Source organism: Loktanella sp. SALINAS62 (genome assembly GCF_018263905.1).
GTDB lineage: Bacteria > Pseudomonadota > Alphaproteobacteria > Rhodobacterales > Rhodobacteraceae > Loktanella.
The window spans coordinates 25291-37447 of record NZ_JAAFZU010000077.1; the positions used below are offsets into that span (position 1 = coordinate 25291).

Below are 12157 nucleotides of genomic sequence, written 5' to 3' on the forward strand. Positions count from 1 at the left end.
GAAAGGGACCGCCATGCGCCTGACGACACTTTTGACCGGACTTGCCTTGGCCCTTGCTTCGCCCGGCATCGCACAGGACCGTTTTTCGGCTGTCATCACCGTCAACGACAGTGCCATCACCGCTTATGAGCTGTCGCAGCGCGAACAGATGCTGCGCCTGTTCAACACGCCCGGCAACCTGTCACAGGTCGCGCGCGAACAGTTGATCGAGGAACGGCTGAAAGCCGCAGAGCTGGACCGCCGCGGCGTGCGCCTGCCGGATGAAAACCTTGCAACAGAGGTCGAAGCCTTTGCCGCGCGGGCCAACATGGATACCGACCAATTCATCCGCTTGCTTAACCAGAATGGCGTCGCGCGCGAAACGCTGGAACAATTCGTCGCCATCGGCGTGACCTGGCGCGACTATATCCGCCTGCGGTTCGGCAACCGTGCGAACATCACCGATGCAGAGGTGCAGCGCGCATTGGGCCAGGCTGGCAACACGGCGGACAACGTCGAAGTGCTGCTGTCCGAAATCATCATTCCCGCGCCGCCACCGCAGGCTGCGCGCGCCAATGCCATCGCCGCACAGGTGTCGCAGACCACATCGCAATCCGTGTTCGAAGCCGCCGCGCGTCAATATTCCGCCCTGCCCAGCCGGGCCGACGGCGGCAGGTTGGCATGGTTGCCGCTGTCGAACTTTCCCCCCGCGCTTCAGGGTCTTCTGGGTGGGCTTGCCCCCGGAGAGGTGACGCAGCCGATCCCGATCCCGAACGGTGTGGCGCTGTTCCAGTCGCGCGGCATCCGCGAAATTCCGCGCCCCCGCCCGGTGCCGACCGCCATCGACTATGCGATTTTCGGCCTGCCGGGCGGACAGACCCCCACAGGGATCGCCGCGGCACAGGCGCTGAACGCCCGCACGGATACTTGCGATGATCTGTATGGCGCCGCACGCGGCCTGCCACAGGATGTACTGGCCCGCCAAACCGTAGCGCCCGCAAGTATCCCGCAGGATATCGCGCTGGAACTGGCCCGTCTGGACGCCGGAGAAGCATCATGGGGGGTCACGCGCAACAATGGCGAAACGCTGCTGTTCGTGATGCTGTGCAACCGCACATTGGCCGAAGGTGATGCCGCCAACCCTGATGCGGTGCGCGAACGTCTGCGCGGGGAACGGCTGGCCGCCTTTGCCGATGCCTTGCTGGCGGATCTGCGCGCGGCGGCGACAATCCGGCCGTGACCGAAAACCGCCCCATCGTCATCAGTTGCGGCGAACCGGCGGGCATCGGGCCAGAGGTCGCGGCCAAGGCATGGGCCGCACTGCGCCATGATCTGCCGCTGGCATGGATCGGTGATCCGGCGCATCTGCCAAAGGACACGCCGATCCGGTTGATCGACGATCTGGCGCAGGCGCACGGTCCCAGCCCCGATGCGCTGCCGGTGCTGGCGCGCGATTTCGGCGCGCCCTGTCGCCACGGACAGGCCAACCCCGCCCATGCGACAGGCGTGATGAACGCCATCGCGGATGGTGTGACACTGGCCGCAAACGGCGCTGCCGCAGCGATCTGCACAGCCCCCATACACAAGGCCGCGCTGATTGACGGGGCGGGGTTCGCCTATCCCGGTCATACGGAATTTCTGTCGGCGCTGGCGGGCGATATGCCTGTGGTGATGATGCTGGCCTGCGACAGTCTGCGCGTGGTGCCCGCAACGATCCATATCCCGCTGGCACAGGTACCCGGTGCGCTGACGCCCGATCTGCTGCGCGGTGTGATCGCCGTCACACGGGCCGGATTGATCCGTGATTTCGGTATTCCCGATCCGGTCATTGCCATCGCGGGCCTGAACCCCCACGCGGGCGAAGACGGCAAGATCGGCACCGAAGAACGCGACTTTATCGCGCCGCTGCTGGATGATTTGCGCAGCAGTGGCATCCGGCTGGTCGGACCCCTGCCCGCCGACACGATGTTCCACGCCGCCGCCCGTGCGCGTTATGACGCGGCGATCTGCATGTATCACGATCAGGCGTTGATCCCGATCAAGACGATCGATTTTGCGGGCGGCGTGAACGTCACGCTGGGCTTGCCGTTCGTGCGGACGTCACCGGATCACGGCACCGCGTTCGATATCGCAGGCAAGGGCGTCGCTGATCCCACATCCATGATTGCGGCGTTGCAAATGGCACGCCAGATGGCCGATGCACGTGCCTGATGTTCCCTTTGCCCATCAACAGGTGCACCTGACATGACCCAGATCGACGGCCTGCCACCCTTGCGTGACGTGATCACGCGTCACGGGATCGCGGCGAAAAAATCCCTTGGCCAGAACTTTTTGCTGGATCTGAACCTGACTGCGAAAATCGCGCGTCTGGCGGGTGATCTGACCGGCGCGGACGTGCTGGAAATCGGTCCCGGCCCCGGCGGTCTGACGCGCGGTCTGCTGGCCGAAGGCGCACGCCGCGTGCTGGCCGTGGAAAAGGACGCGCGCTGCATCGCCGCGCTGGAAGAAATCGCCGCCGTCTATCCCGGCAAGCTCGACATTGTGAACGCCGACGCGCTGGAAATCGACGTCTCCGCCCGGTTGACCGCCCCGATCAAGGTGGCGGCAAACCTGCCCTACAACGTTGGCACCGAACTGCTGGTGCGATGGCTGACACCGCCTGCATGGCCGCCGTTCTGGGACAGTCTGACATTGATGTTCCAACGTGAAGTTGCACAGCGCATCGTGGCCACACCGGGGTCAAAGGCATACGGTCGGCTTGCGATCCTGTCGCAATGGCGCACGGATCCCGCGATCGTGCTGGACCTGCCGCCAGAGGCATTTACCCCCGCGCCCAAGGTCAGTTCAGCCGTGGTGCATCTGCGCGCGCTGCCTGCGCCGCGCTTTCCTGCCGATCCCGCCGTGCTGAACAAGGTGGTCGCCACAGCGTTCAACCAGCGGCGCAAGATGCTGCGCTCTGCGCTGAAACCGTTGGGCCCGGATGCAGAGGACCGTCTGAAAATGGCCGCGATCGTCCCTACCGCCCGCGCAGAGGAAATCAGCCTCGAAGGGTTCTGCGCCCTCGCCCGCGCCTATCAGGCCAGCTGACCGTCACGCGGCCCGCAGATTATTCCGACTGACCGTTGTCCTGCGGCGCATCCTGAGGGGAATCCTGGGGCGCGTCCTGCACGGTGTCCTGCGTGGCTGCAGGCTTTGCCCGTGGCTTGCGCGGTGCGCGGGGTTTGCGTTTCGGCTTTTCGGCAGCGTCTGTCGCTGCATCGTTCTTTGCCTCTGGCGTGTCGACCAGACCGCTGTCCTGCGGCGCATCATCGTGATTGGCCGCTTCTTCCTGCGCGCGCAGGCGTTCGTTGCGTTCGCGGTCGCGTTCCGCCTGACGCTGGCGGTTCAGTTCTTCTTGTTCGTTGCGTTCGCGGTCGCGCTCGGCTTGACGCAGGCGATTCTGTTCTTCTTGTTCTTCGCGCTGGCGGTCGACCTCTTTTTGGGCTTCCGACAGCATGCGGGTGTAATGTTCCGCGTGCTGGGCAAAGTTTTCGGCGTTCACGCGGTCGTTGGACAACTGCGCGTCGCGGTGAAGCTGGTTGTATTTATCAATAATTTGCTGCGGCGTGCCGCGCACCTTGCCATCGGGACCGCTGCTGTCGAACACGCGATTGATCAGGCTCCCGCCGGACGGGCGGGTGTTGCGGTTTTTATTGTTCCGCGAACGGGACTTCGAAGATCTCATGAATGAACTCTCAGCAAGCCGTAAAACTGGCTTCGTTGCGCTTATCGGTGCAATCGCGCAAAATGCGCAACGCAAGCCGGGCGGTGTCTGACGACCAACCGGGGAGAATGCGTTGCACTCTTCGCCGCGGTTACGGGTTAAAACCATGTTGTGCCCCGTGTGACAAGCACGATTCGTGCGCTTTGCCCGAATTCAGGACTAAATACGCGGCTTTTGGCCAAAAACCACGCGATCCCGGCCATCCAGATCGGGATGCACAGCAATCCCGGCGAATCCGGCAGCGGCCATCAGGTCCGCGACGGCGCGGCCCTGCGTCGGGCCAATTTCGACCAGCAATGCCCCGCCTTGCGTCAAATGCGCGGGGGCCGCACGCACAATGGTGCGATAGGCACCCAGACCGTCACCTTCGTCGGTCAGGGCCATGCGCGGTTCATACAGACCCACATCGGGGGCCAGACCGGGCAACTCATCCAGCGCGATATACGGCGGGTTCGACACGATCAGATCAAAGGCCGCGACGCTGTGCGGCAGCGCATCCAGCCAATGACCGGAATAGAACTGCACCCGGTCGTCCAGCCGCAGGTCAGCCGCGTTGCGCATGGCGACAGCCAGCGCGGCCTTTGACAGATCGGTGCCGATCCCGAATGTCCCGGATCGCCGTTCTGCCAGCAATGTCAGCAGGATACAGCCCGACCCTGTCCCCAGATCCAGCACACGTGTCCACGGCAGACGCAGCGCCTGATCGACCAGCGTTTCGGTATCGGGGCGCGGGTCCAGCACATCCGGCGTCACCTGAAAGCTGCGTCCATAGAATTGCCGCTGGCCCGTCAGATGCGCCACAGGCACGCGACGCCCGCGTTGTGCAATCAGGTCTTCGAACAGGCGGATCATACCCGGCGGGGCCATGTCACCGCCGATCAACGACAGGCGTGACGCATCGACCCCCAGCACATGGGCCAACAGGCGGCGGGCGTCACGGGCCGGGTCCGGCACCGCGGCAGCGGCCAGCGCCGCCGTTGCCTGACGCAACACCTGATCCCAGGTCACGTATCCGCCATTTCCGCAAGCAAGGTCGCCTGAGCATCCGATTGAAGCGCGTCGATGATCGCGTCCAGATCGCCCTGCATGACTTGATTAAGTGCATAAAGCGTCAGGTTGATTCGGTGATCGGTCAGGCGGCCTTGCGGGAAATTATAGGTGCGGATGCGTTCGGACCGATCGCCGGTGCCGACCATCGCCTTGCGATCCGCAGACCGGGCACTGTCGACGCGCTGGCGTTCCAGATCGAACAGACGCGTCCGCAGCACCTGCATCGCGATTTCGCGGTTCCGGTGCTGGGATTTTTCGGCGCTCACGACGATGATTCCCGTGGGCAGGTGGGTAATCCGCACTGCGGAATCGGTTGTGTTTACGTGCTGCCCACCTGCGCCGCTGGCGCGCATCGTATCAATACGGATGTCACCGGGGGCGATCTGGACATCGACCTCTTCCGCTTCTGGCAGAACAGCCACTGTCGCGGCAGAGGTATGGATGCGCCCGCCGCTTTCGGTTTCGGGCACGCGTTGGACACGGTGCACACCGGATTCGTATTTCATGCGGGCAAAGACGCCCTCGCCCGCGATCCGCGCGGTCACTTCCTTTATGCCGCCTAGTTCGGTCTGCTGTTCTTCCAGAATCTCGAACGACCAGCGCCGCGCTTCGGCATAACGTTGATACATCCGCAGCAGATCACCCGCAAAAAGCGATGCTTCGTCGCCGCCTGTACCGGGCCGAATTTCCAAAAGCGCCGGGCGCGCATCGGCTGCATCCTTTGGCAACAACGCCAGTTGCACGGATTGTTCCGACGCCGCTAACGCCGCGCGCAGATCGGGCAGTTCCGCTTCGGCCAGTTCACGCATTTCGGGGTCGGCCAGCATCGATTCAGCATCCGCAATCTGCCTGAGCAACGCCTGATAATCCTGCACCGTATCCACCACCGGTTTCAGGTCAGCATATTCACGTGCCAGTGCTGCGATGTCCGCACCGGCAACGTCACCGGACATCTTTGCTTCCAGAAACTGGAAACGGTCAACAAGCTGGGCCATGCGGTCGTGCGGGATCATCTGCGTCAGGTGGCGGGTTTCCGCGCCTGCGTCAAGAGAGCGGCACCACAAGCGGGCCAAGCTGCGTCAACCAGTTCTGTACACGGGCCCAGTTTACGCCCATGTCGGATTTGCCAAACCGCGACCGACCCTGCACGATCAGCAGCGGGCTATCGTCGTCGACGACCGTGACGGTGGTGTAATCGGGATAGCCCATCAGGCGTGACCGGGTTTCGAACGTCAGCAGATTTTCATCAACGCTGCCCGCGACCAACGTGTTACGCGGTTGTCGGTCCGCCAGTGTCATCACCGCCTGCAGCACGCCCGGCGCGCTGGTCGTGATCTGCCGCGCGGCGGTAAAGCTGTTGGCCGTGCCGCTGTCGCCGGGTTCGGTCGCGGCAGGCGGCAAATGATACCGCGCCATATCCGTGGGCGAGAGCCGCACATAAACGATGACCACGGCCACCGCGATCAAAAGCGCCAGTACGCCAAGCAAGAGAACCGTTTTCATTGCGTCGAAACCTTTACGTGTTGGGCGGGCGTTGTATCCCGCGATCCGTCATCTAAAGCGGCAAGGCCGTTTCGACCAGTCGCGCAAAGAACGACGCGCCGTAGGCTGTTGTATTATCATCGAAATCATATTTCGGATGGTGCAGGCCCGCGCTGTCGCCGTTGCCCACGAACAGATAGGCACCGGGCCGTTCCGCAAGGAAATAGGCAAAATCCTCTGCCCCCATTTCGCGCGTGGCGTTGCCGTCGCACTGACTGATCCCTGCCGCGACGGACGCGGCGAATGCCGCCTTGTCCGGGTCGTTGATCGTGGCGGGATAGCCCACATCGTAGACCAGTCGCGCGGCGACATCGAAACTGGCCGCCTGCCCGTCCACGATGGTTTGCAAACGGTCCATCACCATGCGCTGCACACCAGCGTCGAACGTCCGCACGGTGCCGTTGATATAGGCCGTGCCGGGAATGACGTTATCCACCGTCCCCGCATGGATCTGCGTGACAGACACCACCAGATCGTCCAGCGCGTAATGGTTGCGGCTGACGATGGTCTGGATCGCCTGCACCATGCTGACAGCGGCGACGACGGGGTCGCAGGTATCATGCGGCATGGCCCCGTGCCCGCCCTTGCCGTCGATGAAAATTTCGAACGTGTCGACGGCGGCCATGATCGGACCCGGCGTCGTATAGAAATGACCGACCGGTGTGCCTGGTGCATTGTGCAGGGCGTAAACCTCTGCAATGTCGAACCGGTCAAGGATGCCTTCTTGCGCCATGATCTGCGCACCGCCACCCATTTCTTCGGCGGGTTGAAAGATCAGCGCGACGCGTCCTGCAAAATTGCGCGTTTCCGCCAGATAGCGGGCGGCAGCCAGCAGCATGACAGTATGACCGTCGTGACCGCAGGCGTGCATCGCGCCGGGGTTGGTGCTGGCGTAATCCAACCCGGTCATTTCCGCCATCGGCAAAGCATCCATATCGGCGCGCAAGCCAACGGTTTTTCCGGGTTTTCGCCCCTCAATGATGGCGACGATTCCAGATGTTGCGATCCCTTCGTGCACGGCATCGACACCCATGTCCCGCAGCTTGCCTGCCACAAATCCAGCGGTCTGCGGCAGATCGAACATGGTTTCGGGAATGGTATGCAAATGTCTGCGCCAACCCGCCAGTTCGGCATGTGCATCGGCGATGGAATTGAGGACGGGCATGGCTGGCACTCCGGAATTGGGCTGCTACAACCTTGGCACCGCAACAGGAGGCCCGCAATGCCCGACAATGCCCTGATCCATGACCCCGACGGCGGAATGCCGCGCTTGCTGGAAATCATGCGCCGCCTGCGCGATCCGGATACGGGTTGCCCTTGGGATATCGAACAGGATTTCGCCAGCATCGCCCCCTATACCATCGAAGAAGCATACGAGGTCGAAGACGCCATCACCCGTGGCGCATGGGACGAGTTAAAGGGAGAGCTGGGCGATCTGCTGTTCCAATCGGTGTTTCACGCCCAGATGGCAAAAGACGCGGGACTCTTTGATTTTGACGACGTGGTGCGAACCATCGCGGACAAGATGGTTGCGCGGCATCCACATGTGTTTGGCAGCGAATCGCGCGACAAATCGGCGGATCAGCAAACCGTCGATTGGGAACGGGTCAAGGCAGCGGAACGCGGCAATGGGCGCACCCTGGACGGGGTCGCACTGGGGCTGCCTGCCCTGATGCGCGCGGTCAAACTACAAAAGCGGGCGGCGCGCGTCGGATTCGATTGGCCGGACACCGCGCAGGTCGTCGACAAGATCGCGGAAGAATCCGCCGAACTGGTCGAAGCACGCGACACCCTGACGCAGGACAAGGTCGTCGAGGAATATGGCGACCTGCTGTTCGTAATGGCGAACCTTGGGCGACATCTGGGGGTCGATCCCGAACAGGCGCTGCGGGCTGCGAACGATAAATTTACCCGGCGCTTTGCAGCGATCGAGGATGCGCTGGCCGCCGATGGCCGCACACCGGACGAAAGCGATCTGGCAGAGATGGACGCGCTTTGGGATGCGGCGAAAATCGCCGAACGTATCCGACTAAAAGAATAAGTTATTGACCCGAGCAAAGGAGTCAGGTTTATCGGGGGCGTCAATACATGGAGAACCTTATGACCATCCGTACCCTGCTTCTTGCGACCGCCGCGACCGCTGTTGCCGCCCCGGCACTGGCCGACGTCACAATTTACACAACCCGCCAACCCGAACTGATTCAGCCCGTCATGGATGCGTTCACCGCCGACACCGGCATCGGTGTGAACCTTGAATTCGTGAACGAAGCGCTGATCGAACGCCTGAAAGCCGAAGGCGCGCGGTCGCCCGCCGATCTGGTGATGGATGTCGATATCGCGAACCTGCAGCGCGTCGTGGACGAAGGCGTCACACAAGCCGTCGACAGCCAAGTGCTGAAAGACGCGATCCCTGCGTCGCTGCGCAGTGATGACGACCAGTGGTTCGGCCTGACGACCCGCGCCCGCATCGTTTATGCCAGCAAGGAACGCGTCGCCGACGGTGAAGTCACCACCTACGAAGACCTGACCGACCCCAAGTGGGAAGGCCGCATCTGCAGCCGGTCCGGTCTGAACAACTACAATCTGGCACTGCTGTCTGCCGTCATCGCACACCACGGCGAAGAAGCCGCCAAGGAATGGGCACAGGGTCTGAAAGACAACCTTGCCCGTACGCCCGAAGGCAATGACCGCGCGCAGGTCAAGGCGATCTGGGCCGGCGAATGCGACATCAGCCTTGGTAACACCTATTACATGGGCAAGATGCTGGAAGACGAAGAACAGACCGAATGGGCTGAATCTGTCCGCATCGTATTCCCCGAATTCGAAGACGGTGGCACGCATGTGAACGTGTCCGGCGTTGCGATGACGCAAAGTGCGCCAAACCGCGAAGAAGCACTGCAGCTGATGGAATACCTTGTCAGCCCGGAAGCACAGGCGATTTATGCCGAAGAAAACCATGAATACCCGGTGCTGCCGTCTGCGGAACGGTCCGATCTGGTTGCAAGCTGGGGCGATTACACCGCTGACGACGTCGACCTGTCAGAGGTCGCAAGCCACCGTGCCGCAGCCCTGCGGATCATGGAAGAAGTGAACTTCGACGGCTAAACGACTGCGGCCCAAGTCAGAAATGACTTGGGCCGTTACTTTGCAGTCGCTTTTCAGGCGACGCACGCAGGCATAAACAATGTGAAGCAGTTATTCTGCCGCTTTTTCTTCCAGCATCAGCCATTCGGCTTCGGCGTCTTCTAGCTTTGTATGCCGTTCGGTCAGCGCGTCCGTTGCTTTTTCGAATTTCACCGGATTCTGGGTAAACAGATCCGGATCGGCCATCAGCGTTTCCAATTTTGCAATTTCCGCTTCCAGCCGTGCGATCACGCCGGGCAGTTCTTCCAACCGATGTTTTTCGGTGAATGACAGGCCCGTCTTGCGCGTCACCTGCTGCGGCTGCTTTCCTTTTGAGGCCAACGGCTTGCCGACCGAACTTGGTGCTTTCTGCCGCTCGCCGCGCTGGGCCTGATAATCAGTCCAGCCCCCAGCATAAACGGTCGCCTGTCCGTCACCTTCCATGGCGACGGTCGTGGTTGCCGTGCGGTCCAGAAAATCGCGGTCGTGGCTGACCAGCAGGACAGTGCCGTCGTAATCGCCCAGCAAATCCTGCAACAGATCCAGCGTTTCGATGTCCAGATCGTTGGTCGGTTCGTCCAGAATCAACAGGTTACTGGGCTTTGCCATCAGACGCGCCAGCAGCAGACGCGCTTTTTCGCCGCCTGACAGCGCCCGCACGGGCGCGCGCGCCTGCGCTTCGTCGAACAAGAATTCCTTGAGGTATCCGACCACGTGTTTGGGGGTGCCGCGCACCATGATCTGATCGGCCTTGCCGCTGACGCCCATTTCGGGATCGTTCACCAGATTGTCCCACAGGGTCATTTCGGGATCGAGTTGCGCGCGGGACTGGTCGAACACCGCAATTTCAAGGTTCGTACCCAGCTTGACCAGACCCTGATCGGGTTCAACTTGCCCCAGCAACATCTTGATCAGGGTGGTTTTTCCCACGCCGTTGGGACCGACGAATGCAATGCGGTCGCCGCGCTGCACGGTCAGGTCCAGCCCCTGCACAATTTTCTTGTCGCCGAATCCTTTATACAGATCAAAGGCTTCCATGACCTTTTTACCAGACGTAGGACCGCCTTCGAATGCCATCGCGGCGGTGCCCTGACGCTGGATTTGCCCGGCACGTTCGGCGCGCAAATCCTGTAGCGCCCGCACACGCCCCTGGTTGCGTTTGCGGCGTGCAGAAATGCCTTCAACGGCCCAGCGTGCTTCGGACTTGATCTTGCGGTTCAGCTTGTGGCGCTGCTGGTCTTCTTCGTCCCAGATACGGTCGCGCCACGCCTCGAATCCGTCGAAACCTTCTTCGGCGCGGCGCACCTGCCCGCGGTCGATCCACAACGTCGCACGGGTCAGATTGCGCAGAAACGCGCGGTCGTGCGAAATCATCACGAACCCGGCACGGGTGGATTTCAGCTCGTTTTCCAACCAAGCAATGGCTTCGATGTCCAGATGGTTGGTCGGTTCGTCCAGCAACATCAGCTCGGGCGCTTCGGCCATCAGTTTCGCCAATGCCGCGCGGCGACGTTCGCCGCCCGATGCGGTGGCAACCAGACCGGCGGGATCGAATTTCAACCCTTCGGCCACCATGTCGACGCGGTAAGCCTCGTCCGGGTCCATGCCGGATGCCGCGTATTCGCCAAGTGTTGCGAACCCTTCCATCGTCGGGTCCTGTTCCATGTAGCCCACGCTGACGCCGGGGGCCGCGACGCATTGGCCGCTGTCGGGTTCGACCAGACCGGCCATCACCTTCATCAAGGTGGATTTACCGGACCCGTTCCGCCCCACCAGCGCGACGCGGTCGCCGGGTTGGACGACCAGTGACAGGTCTTCGAAAATGGGATCGCCGCCGAATGTCAGGGCGATGTCGGAAAGCTGAAGAAGGGGTGTACGTGCCATGCCTGCCAGCTACGCATGGACGCGGCGGTTCGCAAGTCCCCAGCAGCGTCGGCATGCAGAAATGCTAGGATGCCAATTGCCGCAGCGCGCGGGCGCGGGCGGGCGGAATGCGCGCGACCTCCACGCAGGTAAAGACGTGGACCGTATCCATGGCATGATCCACGACCGCATGGTCACTGACCCAGCCGCCCAGCCCCAGATAACTGCGCAATAGCGCCGGCAAGGCGGCAGTGGCGCCGCGCCTGTCAGACAGCGGCCCCGACAGCGGGTGCGTCACCGCCGACCGCACGCCGGGGCGCAAATCGGCGGGCCCCAGATGATGCCGCCCCAACAGGGCCAGCGCCGGGGCGTGGCGTGCGGGATCGGCGCCGGGCAGACTGGTGCAGCCCATCATCAACCCGATGGCGTGATCGTCCACCATCCGCGCCAGCGCTCCCAGTGCCAGCCGCAGCACGTGCGAATCCAGCGCTCCCGGCGCGATACAGAAACGGCCGATTTCAAGGATCGGATGCGGATAATGCACAAGCGGCGACAGATCATAACTGGCGGCGGTCAGCGTGTCTGACAAGCCGGTCCCATCCGCCACCAATAATGTGCGCAACGTCCCCAGCAACGCCCCGTCGCGTTCGATCATCAGATGGGTGCACCGTTCATCATGCGCGTCCGCGTCCAACCCGGCAGTGCCGAAAAAGCACAGATGCCGCAGGCGTTGGCACGCCAGAAGGTCATCGCCGTTGCGGGCCACGCGGACGGCGACGCCCTGACGCGGCTGATCATGGCGAAGGTTCATGGCCCCTCCTTGGCGGTGGAAAATCA

General features: G+C 62.3%; 12 protein-coding genes. 5 read left to right on the plus strand and 7 right to left on the minus strand.

Annotation, left to right across the window (positions count from 1 at the left end):
- Positions 1-13 precede the first annotated feature (13 nt).
- Genes GZH79_RS17820 through rsmA form a run of 3 tightly spaced genes read left to right on the plus strand, consistent with a single transcriptional unit; the run spans position 14 to position 3066 of the window.
- Positions 14-1219: a peptidylprolyl isomerase gene (locus GZH79_RS17820; protein ID WP_211645123.1), complete on the plus strand. Its 1206-nt coding sequence runs from the start codon at positions 14-16 to the stop codon at positions 1217-1219.
- On the plus strand, positions 1216-2190 hold the full coding sequence (gene pdxA / locus GZH79_RS17825; protein WP_211645124.1) for a 4-hydroxythreonine-4-phosphate dehydrogenase PdxA: 975 nt from the start codon (positions 1216-1218) through the stop codon (positions 2188-2190). The genes GZH79_RS17820 and pdxA overlap by 4 nt, the downstream gene beginning before the upstream one ends.
- 33 nt (positions 2191-2223) lie before the next feature.
- Entirely contained in the window at positions 2224-3066 is an 843-nt protein-coding gene (gene rsmA / locus GZH79_RS17830) for a 16S rRNA (adenine(1518)-N(6)/adenine(1519)-N(6))-dimethyltransferase RsmA (protein WP_211645125.1), read from the plus strand.
- A 19-nt stretch (positions 3067-3085) separates the two neighbouring features.
- On the opposite strand, the gene GZH79_RS17835 is transcribed toward rsmA, so the two are convergent.
- From GZH79_RS17835 to GZH79_RS17855, 5 genes are all read right to left on the minus strand, one after another.
- Entirely contained in the window at positions 3086-3703 is a 618-nt protein-coding gene (locus GZH79_RS17835; protein WP_211645126.1) for a DUF4167 domain-containing protein, read from the minus strand.
- A 198-nt stretch (positions 3704-3901) separates the two neighbouring features.
- Entirely contained in the window at positions 3902-4750 is an 849-nt protein-coding gene (gene prmC, locus GZH79_RS17840) for a peptide chain release factor N(5)-glutamine methyltransferase (protein ID WP_211645127.1), read from the minus strand.
- On the minus strand, positions 4747-5805 hold the full coding sequence (prfA, locus tag GZH79_RS17845) for a peptide chain release factor 1 (protein WP_211645256.1): 1059 nt from the start codon (positions 5803-5805) through the stop codon (positions 4747-4749). Before prfA ends, prmC begins: the two co-directional genes overlap by 4 nt.
- Positions 5806-5836: 31 nt before the next feature.
- Positions 5837-6295, minus strand: coding sequence for a DUF1499 domain-containing protein (locus tag GZH79_RS17850; RefSeq protein ID WP_211645128.1), 459 nt, complete (start codon positions 6293-6295; stop codon positions 5837-5839).
- A 52-nt stretch (positions 6296-6347) separates the two neighbouring features.
- On the minus strand, positions 6348-7499 hold the full coding sequence (locus GZH79_RS17855) for a M20 aminoacylase family protein (RefSeq protein ID WP_211645129.1): 1152 nt from the start codon (positions 7497-7499) through the stop codon (positions 6348-6350).
- Positions 7500-7556: 57 nt separating this feature from the next.
- Between GZH79_RS17855 and mazG the strand changes: the two genes are divergently transcribed.
- Positions 7557-8375 carry a nucleoside triphosphate pyrophosphohydrolase gene (mazG, locus tag GZH79_RS17860; protein WP_211645130.1) on the plus strand — a complete coding sequence of 273 codons (819 nt, stop codon included), beginning with the start codon at positions 7557-7559 and terminating at the stop codon, positions 8373-8375.
- A 59-nt stretch (positions 8376-8434) separates the two neighbouring features.
- On the plus strand, positions 8435-9439 hold the full coding sequence (locus tag GZH79_RS17865) for a Fe(3+) ABC transporter substrate-binding protein (protein ID WP_211645131.1): 1005 nt from the start codon (positions 8435-8437) through the stop codon (positions 9437-9439).
- 90 nt (positions 9440-9529) lie between these two features.
- Here GZH79_RS17865 and GZH79_RS17870 read toward each other — a convergent pair whose 3' ends face one another.
- Complete coding sequence (locus tag GZH79_RS17870; protein ID WP_211645132.1) at positions 9530-11341, minus strand: ATP-binding cassette domain-containing protein; 1812 nt, start codon at positions 11339-11341, stop codon at positions 9530-9532.
- Between the two features lie 64 nt (positions 11342-11405).
- Positions 11406-12131 (minus strand): GNAT family N-acetyltransferase, encoded by a 726-nt coding sequence (locus tag GZH79_RS17875; protein ID WP_211645133.1) that lies wholly within the window; start codon positions 12129-12131, stop codon positions 11406-11408.
- Positions 12132-12157 lie beyond the last annotated feature (26 nt).